Annotated in this window: 17 protein-coding genes; 15 read left to right on the top strand and 2 right to left on the bottom strand. The window is 71.0% G+C overall.

Annotated features, from left to right (window positions below; all coding sequences use genetic code 11):
• The first annotated feature begins 170 nt into the window (after positions 1-170).
• Positions 171-1,505, top strand: coding sequence for a DUF763 domain-containing protein (locus WQ56_RS11675; RefSeq protein ID WP_047137290.1), 1,335 nt, complete (start codon positions 171-173; stop codon positions 1,503-1,505).
• A gap of 245 nt (positions 1,506-1,750) precedes the next feature.
• Here the strand turns inward: WQ56_RS11675 and WQ56_RS11670 are convergent, their stop codons facing one another.
• Entirely contained in the window at positions 1,751-2,329 is a 579-nt protein-coding gene (locus WQ56_RS11670; RefSeq protein ID WP_047137289.1) for a Maf family nucleotide pyrophosphatase, read from the bottom strand.
• Positions 2,330-2,619: 290 nt separating this feature from the next.
• On the opposite strand from WQ56_RS11670, the gene WQ56_RS11665 reads away from it, so the two are divergent.
• The 8 genes from WQ56_RS11665 (at position 2,620) to fabF (ending at position 9,093) form a co-directional block, all read left to right on the top strand.
• The gene (locus WQ56_RS11665; protein ID WP_047137288.1) at positions 2,620-3,138 is read left to right on the top strand and encodes a YceD family protein; all 519 of its coding nucleotides are present in this window, start codon (positions 2,620-2,622) and stop codon (positions 3,136-3,138) included.
• Positions 3,139-3,160: 22 nt separating this feature from the next.
• Positions 3,161-3,355 carry a 50S ribosomal protein L32 gene (gene rpmF / locus WQ56_RS11660; protein WP_047137287.1) on the top strand — a complete coding sequence of 65 codons (195 nt, stop codon included), beginning with the start codon at positions 3,161-3,163 and terminating at the stop codon, positions 3,353-3,355.
• A 160-nt stretch (positions 3,356-3,515) separates the two neighbouring features.
• Positions 3,516-4,499, top strand: coding sequence for a beta-ketoacyl-ACP synthase III (locus tag WQ56_RS11655; RefSeq protein WP_047137286.1), 984 nt, complete (start codon positions 3,516-3,518; stop codon positions 4,497-4,499).
• Between the two features lie 72 nt (positions 4,500-4,571).
• Positions 4,572-5,366: a hypothetical protein gene (locus WQ56_RS11650; RefSeq protein ID WP_047137285.1), complete on the top strand. Its 795-nt coding sequence runs from the start codon at positions 4,572-4,574 to the stop codon at positions 5,364-5,366.
• Between the two features lie 139 nt (positions 5,367-5,505).
• A complete protein-coding gene (fabD, locus tag WQ56_RS11645; RefSeq protein ID WP_047137284.1) occupies positions 5,506-6,453 on the top strand; it encodes an ACP S-malonyltransferase in 948 nt (315 codons plus the stop codon).
• A gap of 127 nt (positions 6,454-6,580) precedes the next feature.
• Positions 6,581-7,324: a 3-oxoacyl-ACP reductase FabG gene (fabG, locus tag WQ56_RS11640; protein WP_047137283.1), complete on the top strand. Its 744-nt coding sequence runs from the start codon at positions 6,581-6,583 to the stop codon at positions 7,322-7,324.
• 130 nt (positions 7,325-7,454) lie between these two features.
• Positions 7,455-7,694 carry an acyl carrier protein gene (gene acpP / locus WQ56_RS11635; RefSeq protein WP_047137282.1) on the top strand — a complete coding sequence of 80 codons (240 nt, stop codon included), beginning with the start codon at positions 7,455-7,457 and terminating at the stop codon, positions 7,692-7,694.
• Between the two features lie 160 nt (positions 7,695-7,854).
• Positions 7,855-9,093: a beta-ketoacyl-ACP synthase II gene (gene fabF / locus WQ56_RS11630; protein WP_047137281.1), complete on the top strand. Its 1,239-nt coding sequence runs from the start codon at positions 7,855-7,857 to the stop codon at positions 9,091-9,093.
• A 138-nt stretch (positions 9,094-9,231) separates the two neighbouring features.
• Here the strand turns inward: fabF and cysS are convergent, their stop codons facing one another.
• Positions 9,232-10,638 carry a cysteine--tRNA ligase gene (gene cysS, locus WQ56_RS11625; protein WP_047137280.1) on the bottom strand — a complete coding sequence of 469 codons (1,407 nt, stop codon included), beginning with the start codon at positions 10,636-10,638 and terminating at the stop codon, positions 9,232-9,234.
• 183 nt (positions 10,639-10,821) lie between these two features.
• Here cysS and WQ56_RS11620 point away from each other — a divergent pair, with 183 nt between their 5' ends.
• The 6 genes from WQ56_RS11620 to argC all read left to right on the top strand — a co-directional run bounded on the left by WQ56_RS11620 (position 10,822) and on the right by argC (position 17,588).
• A complete protein-coding gene (locus WQ56_RS11620) occupies positions 10,822-11,286 on the top strand; it encodes a hypothetical protein (RefSeq protein WP_052772985.1) in 465 nt (154 codons plus the stop codon).
• Between the two features lie 270 nt (positions 11,287-11,556).
• Entirely contained in the window at positions 11,557-12,609 is a 1,053-nt protein-coding gene (locus WQ56_RS11615; RefSeq protein WP_047137279.1) for an N-acetylornithine carbamoyltransferase, read from the top strand.
• 49 nt (positions 12,610-12,658) lie between these two features.
• Positions 12,659-13,912 carry an argininosuccinate synthase gene (locus WQ56_RS11610; RefSeq protein ID WP_082132371.1) on the top strand — a complete coding sequence of 418 codons (1,254 nt, stop codon included), beginning with the start codon at positions 12,659-12,661 and terminating at the stop codon, positions 13,910-13,912.
• A 117-nt stretch (positions 13,913-14,029) separates the two neighbouring features.
• Complete coding sequence (locus WQ56_RS11605) at positions 14,030-15,163, top strand: acetylornithine deacetylase (protein ID WP_047137278.1); 1,134 nt, start codon at positions 14,030-14,032, stop codon at positions 15,161-15,163.
• Positions 15,164-15,293: 130 nt separating this feature from the next.
• Entirely contained in the window at positions 15,294-16,610 is a 1,317-nt protein-coding gene (locus WQ56_RS11600; protein WP_047137277.1) for an acetylglutamate kinase, read from the top strand.
• A gap of 12 nt (positions 16,611-16,622) precedes the next feature.
• Complete coding sequence (gene argC, locus WQ56_RS11595) at positions 16,623-17,588, top strand: N-acetyl-gamma-glutamyl-phosphate reductase (RefSeq protein ID WP_047137276.1); 966 nt, start codon at positions 16,623-16,625, stop codon at positions 17,586-17,588.
• Positions 17,589-17,592: the final 4 nt, after the last annotated feature.

The raw sequence follows: 17,592 nt of genomic DNA, 5'->3' as shown, positions 1-17,592 counted from the left end.
GCGCCTTCCGTAGGAGCGCGCTCGCGCGCGAAAGGCATTCCCATGAAAGCCCCTCGCGCGCCAGCGCGCTCCTACGGGCGGCTGTCCACGGGCGGCACGCAGCGGACGCATCGGGCGTTGCCGCGCCAGCGTCTCATCATGCGAGACGCGCGTCTGTCACAGTCTTGCGCATGTCCCGACGCACCGGCAGCGCCGATCTTCCCCTGCATGGCGGGCGCGTGCCCGCGTGGCTGGGTCGGCGCATGACCCGGCTGGGCGCAGTGCTGTGCGAGGCGATCGTGCTCGAGTACGGGCGCGCCGAGCTGCTGCGTCGGCTGGCGCATCCGTTTTGGTTCCAGGCCTTCGGCGCGGTGATGGGCATGGACTGGCATTCGTCGGGCATCACCACCAGCGTGGTCGGCGCGCTCAAGCGCGGGCTGGCGCCGCTGTCGGGCGAGCTTGGCATTCACGTCTGCGGCGGGCGCGGGCGGCATTCGCGGGCGACGCCCGACGAGCTGCTGGCGGTCGCCGCGCGCACCGGGCTCGACGGCGCGGCGCTCGCGCGGACCAGCCGGCTGGTCGCCAAGGTCGACAGCGCGGCGGTGCAGGACGGCTTCGATCTCTACCTGCACGGCTTCATCGTCGCCGACGACGGCCAGTGGGTCGTGATCCAGCAGGGCATGCACGGCGGGCGCGGGCAGGCGCGCCGCTACCACTGGCTGTCCGATGGCCTGGAGAGCTTCGTCGATGCGCCGCACGCGGCGATCGACGGGCCGGCGCAGGGCCGGATCGTCAATCTCGCCGACCGGCGCGCGGCCGCCTCGCGTGCATCGCAGGTCGCGCTGCTGCAGGAGATGGCGCCCGCGCGGCTGGTGCGGGAGTTCGGGCAACTGGAGCGGGCGGCCGGGACGTTGCCGGCGCGTGCCGCGTGCGCGGCACCGCCGTCGATGGCGCCCGGCACGACAGGCGACCTGTTCGCGCCCACCGGCGATGCCGGAACACCGCTGCAGCCGCACCTGAGCCTGCCCGACCACCACGACGTGCGCAGCGGCGACGTCGTGCTGCGGCGCCTGCACGGCGCGCTGGCCGCGGCGGCCGAACGCGGACCGCGCGATTTCACCGAACTGCTGCAGGTGCCGGGCGTGGGCGCGCGGACGGTGCGCGCGCTGGCGCTGGTCGCCGAGGTCGTGCACGGCACGCCGTGCCGCTTCAGCGATCCGGCCCGATTCTCGCTTGCGCACGGCGGCAAGGACCGGCACCCCTATCCGGTGCCCACGCAGGTGCTCGACCGCACGATCGATGTGATGCGCACCGCGGTGACGCGCGCCAGGCTCGGCAACGACGACCGGCTCGCCGCGATCCGCCGGCTCGATGCGCAGTCGCGGGCGTTGGAAGCCACCGCCGGCGGCCCGTCGCTCGCGGCGTTCCTGGCGCAGGAGCGCGCCGCCTCGCACGCCTACGGCGGCCGCAGCGTGTTCGGTTGGGAGCCGCCGGCCGATGACGCAGGCGCGTCGCGCGCGGGTTGAGGTATCCGCGAGGCGTCTGCCCCCACCCCAGCCCTCCCCCGCGCGCGCGGGAGGGGGCGCTGCCCAGCGTGCGGAAATGGCGCTGCCCTCGAGGAAAGCGCTCCTCGAGGGCAGCGCTGCCTTGCGGGAGAGCGACGCTTTGCGGCGAGGTTACCTCCCCCGCAGCGCGGGGCATTGCGCCCTTGACGGGTGGAGGTCGGCGCGCATCGCGCGCCGGGTGGGGGTACGGGCTTCGGGCAGGACTCTCAAGGCACCGCGTAACCCGCCTCGCGCAGCAACCGGGCGGTCTCGATCAGCGGCAGGCCGACCAGCGCGGTCGGGTCGTCGCTGGCGATCGCCTCGAACAGCGCGATGCCCAGGCCTTCGCACTTGAAGCTGCCGGCGCAGTCGAACGGCTGCTCGGCGTCGACGTAGCGCTCGATCGTCGCGCGGTCGAGCGCGCGGAACCGCACCTCCGTGCGGTCGGCCGCCCGCAGCGTGCGGTCGCCGTGGCGGACCAGGGCGACGGCGGTGTGGAAGACCACCGTGCGGCCCGCCATCGCCGACAGCTGCACGATCGCGCCGTTGCGGTCGCCCGGCTTGCCGAGCGGCGCGCCGTCGAGCGAGGCGACCTGGTCGGAACCGATGACCCAGCTGTCCGGCGCGTGGGTGGCGACGTCGACCGCCTTGGCCAGCGCCAGGCGCGCCGCCAGCGCCTGCGCGTCCTCGCCCGGGGTCGGCGTCTCGGAGACCTCCGGGCGCCTGCAGTCGAAGGGCAGGCGCAGGCGGGCGAGCAGTTCGCGGCGGTAGGGCGAGGTGGAGCCGAGGATCAGGGGGGCGGGCATCGGGTGGGTCCTGGTGGGGGAGGGGCGGCGGCGTCGGGATCGGGGCGGGGCCGCGCGCGGACGCGGTCATCGTCTGGCGCAGGGCCGTTGCGATCAGGTGCCGGTCCGTCGCCGCCAGCGCGGTCGCGGGCAGGCTACAATGCGCCGCCACGCGCGGCCCGCGGCCGGTCCGTCGGTAGCGCGAGGGGGCCTTCGATGTTGCGGGCAGCATACCCGCGCCGTCCCGGACGATCCGGAAACGATGGCCCGGTTTGACAGGGCCTCGGCACGTCTTTAACATTCAGCGGCTTATGTCCGCGCAAATGCCCGAGTTGGTCGATGCTTGGCGCCTGGTCGCGGCCGGAAGCCGTCTGGAAGCCCGGTTGCCGCTGTCGTCGATGTCGCGTCTTCGCGATGTCCTCGCCGACGCCGAGGCCGACGATGTCGTCTGTTCGATCGAGTTCGGTCGCGACGCGCTGCAGTCCCCGTACGCGGAACTGCGGATCGCCGCGGCGCTGCCGCTGCTGTGCCAGCGCAGCCTGCAGCGGTTCGTGCTGCCGGTCGAGACGGTGCAGCGGCTGGGCCTGATCCGCGACGAGGCGGACGAGGCCGGGCTGCTGCCCGACTACGAGGCGCTGCTGGTGCCCGAGGACGGCATGTTGTCGCCGGCCACGCTGGTCGAGGACGAGCTGATTCTCGCGGTGCCGCTGATTCCGGCGGCCCCCGGGTCGGACACGGTCGAGCGCGACTGGCCGGTGTCGACCGAAGAAGAAACACGCGTCAATCCGTTCGCGGCATTGGCGGATCTCAAGAAAGACCGAAACAACTGAACCTGTTGCTGGAGCGATTCCCATGGCTGTGCAGAAATCCCGTGTGTCCCCGTCCCGCCGTGGCCAGCGCCGCGCGCACGACAAGCTGAGCGCCAAGTTGCTGTCGACCGACCCGACGACCGGCGAGACCCATATCCGCCACCACGTCACCGCGGACGGCTACTACCGCGGCAAGCAGGTGATCCAGCCCAAGACGCGGATCGTCGAGGAAGACTGAGTCTTCCCGCGGGTCCGTCGCCCCCGGCGGCGGACCCCTGGCGTGCATCACGCTTTCCAGGCGACGCGCCGCGTTGCGGCATAGCCGCCAGCCGTTCGACGAACGGCCTGGTCGCCGCCTTCCTTCCCAAGACGTTCACGAGGCGAGGGCAGTCCGCACGATGAGCAGCGAACGCATCTATTCCCGCATTGCAGGCACCGGCAGCTACCTGCCCGAGAAGGTGCTGACCAACGACGACCTGTCGAAGATCGTCGACACCAGCGACGAATGGATCGCCGCGCGTACCGGCATCCGCGAGCGGCACGTCGCCGCCGAGGGCGAGACCACCAGCGACCTGGCCTTCCATGCCGCCACGCGCGCGATGGAGGCGGCCGGCGTCGAGGCCGGCGAGCTCGACCTGATCATCGTCGGCACCACCACGCCCGACATCATCTTCCCGTCCACGGCCTGCCTGCTGCAGGCACGGCTGGGCGCGGGCGGCTGCGGCGCGTTCGACGTCAATGCGGCGTGCTCGGGCTTCCTGTTCGCGCTGTCGGTGGCCGACAAGTTCATCAAGTCCGGCGACGCGAAGACGGTCCTCGTCGTCGGCGCCGAGACGCTCACCCGGATGGTCGACTGGACCGAGCGCACGACCTGCGTGCTGTTCGGCGACGGCGCCGGCGCGGTCGTGCTCAAGGCCGATCGCGAGACGGGCATCCTCAGCACCCACCTGCACGCCGACGGCGCGAAGAAGGAACTGCTGTGGAACCCGGTCGGCGTGTCGGCCGGGTTCCGCCCCGAAGAGCCCAATGCCGGCGTGCGTATCCGCATGGCCGGCAGCGAGGTGTTCAAGTACGCGGTCAAGGCGCTGGATTCGGTGGTCGAGGAGGCGCTGCAGGCCAACGGCCTGGACCGCCACGACATCGACTGGCTGATTCCGCACCAGGCCAACCTGCGCATCATCGAGGCCACCGCCAAGCGGCTGGACATGCCGATGGAACGCGTGGTGGTCACCGTCGACAAGCACGGCAACACGTCGTCGGGCTCGGTGCCGCTGGCGCTGGACGAGGCGGTGCGTTCGGGCCGCGTCGAGCGCGGCCAGTTGCTGCTGCTCGAGGCGTTCGGCGGCGGCTTCACATGGGGTTCGGCGCTGCTGCGCTACTGAGTGTCGATCGCGGCGCGCGCGTGACCGGTCCGGCCCCGCGCGGACCGGCCGCGATCGCAGGAGACTGCCGCGATGGGCGTGCAATCGATCGTCGTCGCCGGGCGCGAGGCCTGGCTGAAGGCCTACGAGGCCGGCGACAGCCGCAAACTGACCTTAGGGATGCTCGACGCGATCGCCCGCGGGCTGGAGATCAACGCGTTGCGGCCGCCGCCGCACCCCGGCGGCGGGCAGGCCAAGGAGATCGAAGCGCGCCGCCTGGTCGAGCTCGAGGCGCTGGGCGTGCATGTGCCGCGCGTGCTGGGCGAGGGCGCGTCGACGCTGCTGCTCAGCGACATCGGCACCACGATGGCGGCGCGGCTGCGCGCAGCCGGCGGCGACGCCGATGCGATCGACGCGCTGACGCGCCAGGTGATCGACGCGATCGCCGATGCCCATGCGCGCGGCGCGTATTTCGGGCAGATGGTCCCGCGCAACATCACGATCGACGACGACGGCCGCGTGGGCTTCATCGATTTCGAGGAAGACCCGCTCGAGGTCATGTCGCTGCCGCAGGCGCAGGCGCGCGACTGGCTGCTGTTTGCCTTCGGCATCGCCAAGTACTACGACGGGCGCACCGACGCGCTGGCCGACATGCTCGCGCCCGCGTTGCGCGGCGAGCCCGACGAGGTCGCGCGCCAGGCCGGTCAAGTCGGCCGCCTGCGCGGGCTGGCGCGGCGCATGCAGTGGCTTGGCCGCTCGGCGCGCCACATCGCGCATTCGATCCTGGTGGTGCACGCAGCGACGCTGCTGCCGCTGGCGGTGCTCGCGTTCGTGCTGTGGGACTGGTTCGACGACGGCGAACTCGACCTGCTGCAGATGCTGTTCTGACGCGGCGCGACGCACGGCCGCGACGGCGCGCGCGGCATGCGGCTGCGCGCAAGTGTCGCAGCCCTGCATACGCCCCGGTACAGACAATGTCGCGCCCGGGCCCTTATCATCGCCCCGGTTTTTTCCGCTGGAAGATCGCGTGACCGCATCGCAACTCGCATTCGTGTTTCCCGGCCAGGGCTCGCAGTCGCTGGGCATGCTCGGCGAACTGGCCGCGCAGCACGCGGTCGTGGGCGAGACGTTCGCGGAAGCCTCCGACGGGGCCGGCGTCGACCTGTGGGCGTTGGCCCAGCAGGGGCCGGAGGCTGAGCTGGGCCGGACCGAATTCACCCAGCCGGCACTGCTGGCCGCCGGCATCGCGGTGTGGCGCGCATGGCAGCAGCGCGGCGGCGTGCGCCCGGGCGTGCTCGCCGGCCACAGCCTCGGCGAATACACCGCGCTGGTCGCCGCCGGTGCGCTGTCGCTGGCCGACGGCGCGCGCCTGGTGCGCCTGCGCGGGCAACTGATGCAGGACGCCGCGCCGGCCGGGACCGGCGCGATGGCGGCGGTGATCGGCGCCGAGGACGCGCTGGTCGAGGCGCTGTGCCGCGACGCGTCGAACGATGCGGCCGTGGTCGTGCCGGCCAACTTCAATTCCCCCGGCCAGGTCGTGATCGGCGGCCATGCCGAGGCGGTCGACCGGGCGATCGCGCTGCTGGGCGAGCGTGGCGTGCGCAAGGTGGTGAAGCTGGCGGTCAGCGTGCCGTCGCACACGCCGCTGATGCGCGAGGCCGCCGACCGGCTGGCCGAGGCGATGGACACCGTCGCGTGGCAGGCGCCGGCGCTGCCGGTGGTGCAGAACGTCGACGCGGCCGTGCACGAGGACGTCGCCGCGATCCGCGACGCACTGGTGCGCCAGCTCTACCTGCCGGTGCAGTGGACGCGTTGTGTCGAGGCGCTGGCCGCACGCGGCGCCACGCGCATCGCCGAGTGCGGGCCGGGCAAGGTGCTCGCGGGCCTGGTCAAGCGCATCGACAAGTCCATCGAGGCCCGCGCGCTGGGCGCCCCGGCCGATTTCGACGCCGCCCTGGCCGGCTGGGCCATCTGACCCGGCCGCCGGTTCCGCGCGGGCGGATACCGGCAGGTCGGACGCGTTCCGGATCAATGGCCGCTGCGTCCGACCCGCGCTTCATCCGTCTGGAACCGTGGCCATCCACGCTTACCTGGAGCATTCCATGAGCACACCGCTTTCGGGCGAGATCGCCCTCGTCACCGGCGCCAGCCGCGGCATCGGCGCCGCGATCGCCGACACCCTGGCCGCGCAGGGCGCGACCGTGATCGGCACCGCGACCAGCGAGGCCGGCGCCTCGAAGATCGGCGAGCGCCTGTCGGCGCACGGCGGCCACGGCCGCGTGCTGGACGTGGCGCAGGCCGGCGCGATCGAGGCGCTGGTCGAGTCGATCGCCGCCGAGTTCGGCGCGATTTCGATCCTCGTCAACAACGCCGGGATCACCCGCGACAACCTGCTGATGCGCATGAAGGACGAGGACTGGCAGGCCATCCTCGACACCAACCTCACCAGCGTCTACCGCAGCTCGAAGGCGGTGATGCGCGGCATGATGAAGGCGCGCCGTGGCCGCATCGTCAACATCGCCTCGGTGATCGGCGTGACCGGCAACGCGGGCCAGGCCAACTACGCCGCGGCCAAGGCCGGCATCATCGCCTTCAGCAAGTCGCTGGCCAAGGAGATCGGCTCGCGCGGGGTCACGGTGAACGTGGTCGCGCCGGGCTTCATCGCCACCGACATGACCCGCGACCTGCCCGAGGCCTCGAAGGCCGCGCTGGCCGAGCAGATCGCGCTCGGCCGCCTCGGCGAGCCGGACGACATCGCGCAGGCGGTGGCGTTCCTGGCCGGCCCCGCGGCCGCCTACATCACCGGCGAGACGCTGCACGTCAACGGCGGCATGTACATGCCCTGAGACGGCGCGTCCGTCCTCCCGATTTCGAGGGCAAGTCGTTGAATGGCAAGGGCTTCGATGGTGGTACGCCCGCTGCCCGGCTTTCCCTTACACTATCCACCGCAAATCGCCTCCCCGGAGCAGAAGACCTATGAGCAACATCGAAGAGCGCGTCAAGAAAATCGTGATCGAGCAGCTGGGCGTCAAGGAAGACGAGGTCAGCAACAACGCCTCGTTCGTCGACGACCTGGGCGCCGACTCGCTGGACACCGTCGAGCTGGTGATGGCGCTGGAAGAAGAGTTCGAGTGCGAGATCCCGGACGAGGAAGCCGAGAAGATCACCTCGGTGCAGCAGGCGATCGACTACATCAAGGCGCACGCGAAGGGCTGATGCCCGCGTCCTGCGCACCGCCGGCTCCCCGGCGTGCGCAGGGGCCGACCGCGGCGTCGCGGTCGGCAGCCCAGTCCGAATCTGTCACGAGGCCGCACTGCGGCCTCGTGCGTATCGGCGGCCGCGATCCGCGCCGCATCCGTCACGTCAGGAGTTCATCATGGCCAAGCGCCGCGTCGTCATCACGGGCATCGGCATCCTCTCGCCGCTGGGCAACGACCTGGCCTCGAGCTGGGACGGCATCGTCAACGGCCGTTCGGGCATCGGCCCGATCACGCACTTCGACGCCTCCGGCTTCGCCACGCGCATCGCCGGCGAGGTCAAGGGCTTCGATGCCGGGCAGTGGATCGGCCCCAAGGACATCAAGAAGATGGACCCGTTCGTGCACTACGGCGTGGCCGGCGGCCTGATGGCGATCGCCGATGCCGGGCTGGAGATCCGCGAGGACGACGCCGAGCGCATCGGCGTGGCGATCGGCGCGGGCATCGGCGGCCTGAAGGGCATCGAGGAGACCGCGATCAAGTACCACGAGGGCGGCCCGCGCAAGATCTCGCCGTTCTACGTGCCCAGCACGATCATCAACATGATCTCCGGCCAGGTCTCGATCATGACCGGCGCCAAGGGCCCGAACATCGCCGCGGTCACCGCGTGCACGACGGCCACCCACAACATCGGCCTGGCGATGCGCATGATCCAGTACGGCGATGCCGACGTGATGATCGCCGGCGGCGCCGAGTTCGCGACCACGCCGACGTCGGTCGGCGGCTTCTGCTCGATGAAGGCGCTGTCCACGCGCAACGACGACCCGACCGCGGCCTCGCGGCCGTGGGACCGCGACCGCGACGGCTTCGTCATGGGTGACGGCGCGGGCATCCTGGTGCTCGAAGAGTACGAGCGCGCCAAGGCGCGCGGGGCACGCATCTATGCGGAGGTCGCGGGCTTCGGCATGAGCGGCGACGCCTACCACATGACCGCGCCGAGCGAGAACGGCGAGGGCGGTGCACGCTGCATGCGCGCGGCGATCGCCGATGCCGGCATCGACGCCTCGCAGATCGGTTACATCAACGCGCACGGCACCTCGACGCCGGCCGGCGACGTGGCCGAGACGATGGGCATCAAGAGCGTGCTCGGCGCCCATGCGGGCCAGGTCATGGTCAGCTCGACGAAGTCGATGACCGGCCACCTGCTCGGCGCGGCCGGCGGCGTGGAGGCGGTGTTCTCGGCGATGGCGCTGCACGCCGGGGTGATTCCGCCGACGATCAACCTCGACAATCCGGGCGAGGGCTGCGACCTCGACTACGTGCCGCACACCGCGCGGCAGGTGCAGGTCGAGTACGCGATGTCGAACTCGTTCGGCTTCGGTGGCACCAACGGCTCGCTGGTACTGCGCAAGGTCTGACGCCGGCGCCAGGCTGTACGGAGAAGGCCCGCTCGCGCGGGCCTTCTTCTTTGCTGCCGTGCAGGAGCGCGCTGGCGCGCGAATGGCGTTACCGCGAATGCCCGTCGCGCGCGAGCGCGCTCCTACGGGCGCGCTCGCTCAGCCGCGCTTCCAGCGCACGCCCTGGGGGGTGTCCTCGAGGACGATGCCGTCGGCGGCCAGCTGGTCGCGGATCGCGTCGGCGCGGGCGAAGTCGCGGGCGCGCTTGGCGGCGACGCGTTCGTCGATCAGCGCCTGGATGCGGGCGTCGTCGTCTTCGCTGGCGCCGCGGCCGAACCAGTCGGCCGGCGCCTGCTGCAGCAGGCCCAGCGCCAGGCCGGCGCCGAGCAGGCGACCCTTGGCCTCGGCCGCGCGTGCATGGCCGCCTGCGTGCGCGGCGCCGCCGGCGGGGGCCGCATCGAGCAGCGCCTTTCTGGCGTCGCGCGCGATGTCGGCCAGCAGGCCGAGGGCCTTGGGGGTATTGAGGTCCTCGTCCAGCGCGGCCTCGATCTCGGCGGGGATGACGGCGTCGGCATCGATGCCCTGCAGCTCGCGCAGCGTGCCGTAGAGCCGGTCGAGCGTGCGCACCGATTGCTCGATCAACGCATCCGACCAGTCCAGCGGCTGGCGGTAGTGCGCCGACAGCAGGGCGTAGCGCAGCGCCTCGGGCGGGTGCGCGCGGACCAGGTCGTGCACGCGCTCGATGTTGCCCAGCGACTTGGACATCTTGCTGCCGGCGAAGGTCAGCATGCCGTTGTGCAGCCACACCCGCGCGAACGGCGCGCCGCCGTGCGCGCATTCGCTCTGCGCGATCTCGTTCTCGTGGTGCGGGAACTGCAGGTCGACGCCGCCGGCGTGGATGTCGATCGTCGTGCCCAGGTGCGCGGCCGCCATCGCCGAGCACTCGATGTGCCAGCCCGGGCGGCCGCGGCCCCACGGCGAGTCCCAGCCGGGCAGCGCGTCGGTCGACGGCTTCCACAGCACGAAATCGCCGGGCCCGCGCTTGTACGGTGCGACCTCGATCCGGGCGCCGGCCAGCATGTCGTCGGGGTCGCGGCGCGAGAGCTTGCCGTAGCCGTCGAAGGTGTCGACCGCGAACAGCACGTGGCCTTCGGCGGCGTAGGCGTGGCCGGCGGCGATCAGCGACTCGATCATCGCGACGATGCGGTCGATGTGCGCGGTTGCGGCCGGTTCGATGTCCGGCGGGGCGACGCCGAGCGCGGCCATGTCCTCGCGGTAGGCGGCGACGAAGCGGTCGGTGATCGCCGAGATCGGCACGCCCTGGGCGGCCGCGGCAGCGTTGATCTTGTCGTCGACGTCGGTGATGTTGCGCGCGTAGCGCAGCGCGCCGTGCCGGCGACGCAGCAGGTCGGCCAGCACGCCGAACACCACCGGCCCGCGCGCGTTGCCGATGTGCACGTAGTTGTAGACGGTGGGGCCGCAGACGTACATCGTCGGGCAGGCAGGGTCGAGTGGGGCGAAGGGCTCCACCTGACGGCTCAGGCTGTTGTACAGGTGCAGGGACATCGCGCGCTCGCCGGATAACCGCCCGATTCTAGCGGTGCGGCGGCGCCGGCGACAGGGCGGCGGTGCGCGCCGGTCCGGGCTGCTGCCGGTCGGTCCACGACAGCGACGATTCAGCCCCGGTCGAGGGGCCGCGCCTACACTGCCCGGGTGTCCATGATCGCCCGTCGACCCCGCCGATCGTCCATGCCGGTGCTGGCGCTGCTGGCCGTCGCCATGCCCATCGTCGCGCTCGCCCAGGCCGGGCCGGGCGGCCCGCCGCCACCGCAGCAGATCGAGAACGCGCGCATGGAGTACGCCCAGGTGCTGCGCGCCGAGCCGGTGTACCAGACGCTGCGCGCGACCAGCATGGTCGAGCGCTGCGAGGCGACCACGCCGGTGACCGCCGAGGAGCAGCGGCGGGGCTTCGCCCGGGTGGTGGGCGCGGTCAAGGACGTGCTGCGCTCGGAGGACGAGAAGGTGCAGGAGGTCGACCGCTCGGCGGGCGGCGACTGCCGGATGGTGCCGGTGGAGCGGGAGTTCCGGCGGCCCATCGCCTACGACGTCGACTACGTGCACAAGGGCGTGAAGTACCGCTCGCGGCTGCCCTACGACCCCGGCAACCGCCTGCGCGTGCGGGTCTCGGTGACGCCGGTCGTCGAGCCGCGGTGAGCCACCGGTCGTCCGGCTGTTGCAGCGCAGCGCGGCGCGTGCGAGGATGCGCGCCCATGACCGCAGCCCGCGCCGACGCCGACATCCTGACCTCCGCTCGCATGGCGTCGGGCATGACCTCGCGCGCGCGTCGACCGGAAGCCCACATCCTCCCGGGCTAGACGGAACCTGCCTGCGCGCGTGCGCAGTCTCCGACCGAACCCGGCCCATGCCGGGTTTTTTCGTTTCCGCGCCGGCCATTCCTCTTCCCGCTTTCCACGAGCCCTGCCGATGACCGCCATCCGCCATTTCCTCAACACCCAGGACTGGAGCCGCGCCGACCTCGACGCCGTGCTGGCAGACGCCGCGCGCTTCAAGCGCGAGAAGCTCGGCGACGCGCTCAAGGGCCGGTCGATCGCGCTGGTGTTCTTCAACCCGTCGATGCGCACGCGCACCAGCTTCGAGCTCGGCGCGTTCCAGCTCGGCGGCCATGCCGTGGTGCTGCAGCCCGGCAAGGACGCCTGGCCGATCGAGTTCGACCTGGGCACGGTGATGGACGGCGACACCGAGGAGCACATCGCCGAGGTCGCGCGGGTGCTCGGCCGCTACGTCGACCTGATCGGCGTGCGCGCGTTCCCGAAGTTCGTCGACTGGTCCGTCGACCGCGAGGACCGCGTGCTCAGGTCCTTCGCGAAGTATTCGCCGGTGCCGGTCATCAACATGGAGACCATCACCCATCCCTGCCAGGAACTGGCGCACGCGCTGGCGCTGCAGGAGCACTTCGGCACGTCCGACCTGCGCGGCAAGAAGTACGTGCTGACCTGGACCTACCATCCCAAGCCGCTCAATACCGCGGTCGCGAACTCGGCGCTGACCATCGCCACGCGGATGGGCATGGACGTGACCCTGCTGTGCCCGACCCCGGACTACGTGCTCGACGAACGCTACATGGACTGGGCCGCGCAGAACGTCGCCGAGAGCGGCGGCTCGCTGCAGGTCAGCCACGACATCGACAGCGCCTACGCCGGCGCCGACGTGGTCTACGCCAAGAGCTGGGGCGCGCTGCCGTTCTTCGGCAACTGGGCGCCGGAAAAACCGATCCGCGACCAGTACAAGCACTTCATCGTCGACGAGGCCAAGATGGCGCTGACCAACAACGGCGTGTTCTCGCACTGCCTGCCGCTGCGCCGCAACGTCAAGGCCACCGACGCGGTCATGGATTCCCCGCGCTGCATCGCGATCGACGAGGCCGAGAACCGGCTGCACGTGCAGAAGGCCGTCATGGCCACGCTGGTGCGTGGCCATGACGGCCGGGATTCGGGATTCGGGATCGGGGATTCGTAAGAGCGCTCCGGTCCCGCCATCTTCAACTTTCCTTCGAGAGACTACGTCCATGTCGCAGCAACCCGCTTCCCCGAATCCCGAATCCCGAATCCCGAATCACGCCGCCGCTGAAAGCAAGGACATCGTCCTTGCGTTCAGCGGTGGTCTCGACACCAGCTTCTGCGTGCCCTACCTGAAGGAGCAGGGCTGGACCGTGCACACGGTGTTTGCCGACACCGGCGGCGTGGACGCCGAGGAGCGGGCCTTCATCGAGCAGCGCGCAGCCGAACTGGGCGTCGCCAGCCACGTCACCGTCGACGGCGGGCCGGCGATCTGGGACGGCTTCGTCAAGCCGTTCGTCTGGGCCGGCGAGGCCTACCAGGGCCAATACCCGCTGCTGGTGTCGGACCGCTACCTGATCGTCGACGCGGCGCTCGCGCGTGCGGCCGAACTGGGCACCAACGCGATCGCGCACGGCTGCACCGGCATGGGCAACGACCAGGTGCGCTTCGACCTGGCGGTCAAGGCGCAGGGCGAGTTCCGCATCGTGGCGCCGATCCGCGAGATCCAGAAGGAACACACGCAGACGCGCGCCTACGAGCAGGCGTATCTGGAAGAACGCGGCTTCGGCGTGCGTGCCAAGCAGCAGGCCTACACGATCAACGAGAACCTGCTGGGCGTGACGATGTCCGGCGGCGAGATCGACCGCTGGGAGGCGCCTGGCGAGGGCGCGCGCGGCTGGTGCGCGCCGCGTGCCGAGTGGCCGGAGGCGCCCCTGCAGGTGACCGTGCGCTTCGAGCGCGGCGAGGCGGTCGCGCTCGACGGCCAGACGCTGCCCGGCGCGCAGATCCTGGCGAAGCTCAACGCGCTGTTCGCGCCCTACGGCGTCGGTCGCGGCGTGTACACCGGCGACACCGTGATCGGGCTCAAGGGCCGCATCGTGTACGAGGCGCCGGGCCTGGTGGCGCTGCTGGCCGCGCACCGCGCGCTCGAGGACACGGTGCTGACCAAGCAGCAGAACCGGTTCAAGCCCGAGGTCGCGCGCAAGTGGACCGAACTGGTCTACGAGGGCTTCTTCCACGATCCGCTCAAGACCGACCTCGAGGCGTTCCTGGCGTCCTCGCAGGCCAACGTGACCGGCGATGTCGTGCTCGAGACCCGTGGCGCGCGCGTCGATGCGGTGGCGGTGGCCTCGCCGCACATCCTCAACGCCAAGGGCGCGACCTACGCGCAGTCGGCCGACTGGGGCGTCGAGGAAGCGGAAGGATTCATCAAGCTGTTCGGCATGAGCTCCACGCTGTACGCGCAAGTCAACCGCAGCTGACCGCGGTTGACTTGGCTAGGCATTTCACCTTGACCCCGTGCCGTTGGCGCGCCCCCTGCAACAAGAAGGGGGCTCTCCTCCGGCCGGATGAAAGCAGTTCTGAAGGCTTGCCGATCCATGCTTGAACAGACCCTCGACCATCTCGAACACCTGGTGGCCTTCGACACCCGCAATCCGCCGCGGGCGATCACGGCGCAGGGTGGGATCTTCGACTACATCCGCGCGCAGCTGCCGGGCTTCGCGATCGAGGTCATCGACCACGGTGCGGGCGCGGTCAGCCTGTACGCGGTGCGCGGCGCGCCGAAGGTGCTGTTCAACGTGCACCTGGACACCGTGCCCGATTCGCCGGCGTGGACGGCCGATCCGCACGCGATGCGGCGCCTGGACGACCGTGTGGTCGGGCTGGGCGTGTGCGACATCAAGGGCGCGGCCGCGGCGCTGATCGCCGCGGCCAATGCCGGCGACGGCGACGCGGCGTTCCTGTTCTCGTCCGACGAGGAAGCCAACGATCCGCGCTGCATCGCCGCGTTTCTCGCACGCGGCCTGCGGTTCGACGCGGTGCTGGTCGCCGAGCCGACGCAGTGCGAGGCGGTGCTCGCGCATCGAGGCATCAGCTCGGTGCTGATGCGCTTCGCCGGCCGGGCCGGGCATGCCTCCGGGCGGCAGGACCCGGCCGCGAGCGCGCTGCACCAGGCGGTGCGCTGGGGCGACCGCGCGCTCGACCACGTCGCGTCGCTGGAGAGGGCGCGCTTCGGCGGCCTGACCGGGCTGCGTTTCAACATCGGCCGGATCGACGGCGGCATCAAGGCCAACATGATCGCGCCTGAGGCCGAACTGCGCTTTGGCTTCCGGCCGCTGCCGTCGATGGACGTCGACGACCTGCTGGCGACCTTCGCAGGCTTCGCCGAGCCCGCGGCCGCGCACTTCGAGGAGACGTTCCGCGGGCCGAGCCTGCCGTCGGGCGCGGCTCTTGATGGAAGTGCTGCGCGGGCGGAAGAGCGGCGCCTGGCCGCGCGCGACGTCGCCGACGCGCTGGAGCTGCCGATCGGCAACGCGGTCGACTTCTGGACCGAGGCTTCGCTGTTCTCGGCCGGCGGCTATACCGCGCTGGTCTATGGGCCGGGCGACATCGCCCAGGCGCATACCGCCGACGAGTTCGTGACCCTCGACCAGCTGCAGCGCTACGCCGACTCGGTCCACCGGATCATCAACGGCGGGCTGGCTGCGGGCCCGCACCATGAGGCCGTGTAGGAGCGCGCTCGCGCGCGATGGACGGTTTCGGTAACGCCTCATCGCGCGCGAGCGCGCTCCTACGATTGATCCCGGCCATCCCAGTGACCCGTGTCATTCGCATCAACGAAGCCTCACCAAGAACAGACCCATGCACGCACACCAACAGACCCGCCAGACCATCGTGCGCCTGCTCTCGAGCATGGCGAGCGCGAAGGAGATCAGCCAGTACCTCAAGCGCTTCTCGCAGCTCGACGCCAAGCGCTTCGCCGTGGTCAAGGTCGGCGGCGCGGTGCTGCGCGACGAGCTCGACGACCTGACCTCGTCGCTGTCGTTCCTGCAGGAGGTCGGGCTGACGCCGATCGTGCTGCACGGCGCCGGCCCGCAGCTCGACGCCGAACTGTCGGCGGCCGGCATCGAGAAGACGACCATCGACGGGCTGCGCGTGACCACGCCCGAGGCGCTGGCGGTCGTGCGCCGGGTGTTCCAGGCCGCGAACCTGCGCCTGGTCGAGGCGCTGCAGAAGAACGGCGCGCGCGCGACGTCGATCACCGGCGGCGTGTTCGAGGCGCGGTACCTGGACCGCGACACCTACGGGCTGGTGGGCGAGGTGGAGCGGGTGAACCTGGCGCCGATCGAGGCCAGCCTGCAGGCCGGCTCGATCCCGGTGATCACGAGCCTGGGCGAGACCGCCTCGGGCCAGATCCTCAACGTCAACGCCGACTTCGCCGCCAACGAGCTGGTGCGCGAGCTGCAGCCCTACAAGATCATCTTCCTGACCGGTACCGGCGGGCTGCTCGACGAGGCGGGCAAGGTGATCGACTCGATCAACCTGTCGACCGAGTACGACCACCTGATCCAGCAGCCGTGGTTGCACGGGGGCATGAAGGTCAAGATCGAGCAGATCAAGGATCTGCTCGAAGGGCTGCCGCTGGCCTCGTCGGTGTCGATCACGCGGCCGGCGGACCTGGCCAAGGAGCTGTTCACGCACAAGGGCTCGGGCACGCTGGTGCGGCGCGGCGAGCGCGTGCTGCGCGCCGCGTCGTGGGACGCGCTCGACCTGCCGCGGCTGCGGACCCTGATCGAGTCGAGCTTCGGGCGCACGCTGGCCGACGACTACTTCGAGCGCACGGCGCTGCTGCGCGCCTACGTCAGCGAGAACTACCGCGCGGCGGTCGTACTGACCGAGGCCGAGGGCAGCACCTACCTCGACAAGTTCGCCGTGCTCGATGACGCCCAGGGCGAGGGCCTGGGGCGGGCGGTGTGGCAGGTGATGCGCGAGGAGACGCCGCAGCTGTTCTGGCGCTCGCGCCACCACAACCCGGTCAACATCTTCTACTACGCCGAGTCCGACGGCTGCATCAAGCAGGAGAAGTGGAAGGTGTTCTGGTACGGGCTCGACGGTTTCGAGCAGATCCAGCGCTGCGTGGCGCACTGCGCGACGCGCGCCGCGACGCTGGCCGGCTGAAGGACGACGCACATGACGACCTCGAACACGACCGCAAGGCGCACGCTGGGCATCGTCGGTGCCCGCGGCCACACCGGCAGCGAGCTGATCCGCCTCGTCGCCGCGCATCCCGGCCTCGAACTGGCGTTCGTGTCCTCGCGCGAGCTCGACGGCCAGCGCGTGGCCGACCACAACGACGCCTGGCAGGGCGAACTGCGCTTCGAGAACCTCGATGCCGCGGCGATCGCGGCCAAGGGCGCCGATGCGGTGATCCTGGCGCTGCCCAATGGCAAGGCGGCGCCGTACGTCGAGGCGCTGGACGCGGCCCGGCCCGATACCGTGATCGTCGACCTGTCGGCCGACTACCGCTTCGACCCGGCCTGGTACTACGGGTTGCCGGAGCTGACCCGCGACGCCTATGCCGGCCAGACGCGCATCAGCAACCCCGGCTGCTACGCGACGGCGATGCAGCTGGCGATCGCGCCGCTGCTCGACCGGCTCGCCGGCCCGCCGCAGTGCTTTGGCGTGTCCGGCTATTCCGGTGCGGGCACCACGCCGTCGGACAAGAACGACGTCGCGTTGCTGGCCGACAACCTGATGCCTTATGCGCTGACCGGCCATGTGCACGAGCGCGAGGTCTCGGCCCGGCTCGGCGTGCCGGTGGAGTTCATGCCGCACGTGGCGCCGCATTTCCGCGGCATCACGATGACCGTGAACCTGTGGCTGCGCGCGCCGATGTCGCGCGACGCGGTCAAGGCGCTGTTCGAGGCGCGCTATGCCGGCGAGCCGCTGGTCGAGGTGGTCGACGAGGCGCCGTGGGTGAGCCGCATCGCCGGCCGCCACGGCGCGCAGGTCGGCGGCTTTTCGATGGCGCAGGGCAACGGCCGCGTGGTCGTGGTGGCGACGCTCGACAACCTGCTCAAGGGCGCGGCGACGCAGGCGATGCAGAATCTCAACCGCGCGTTGGGCTTCGACGAGCTGGCTTCGATCCCGCATTGATCCT

It is taken from the genome of Luteimonas sp. FCS-9 (assembly GCF_001014645.1).
Taxonomy (GTDB): Bacteria; Pseudomonadota; Gammaproteobacteria; order Xanthomonadales; family Xanthomonadaceae; genus Luteimonas.
This window is presented reverse-complemented; position numbering and strand designations above follow the sequence as displayed.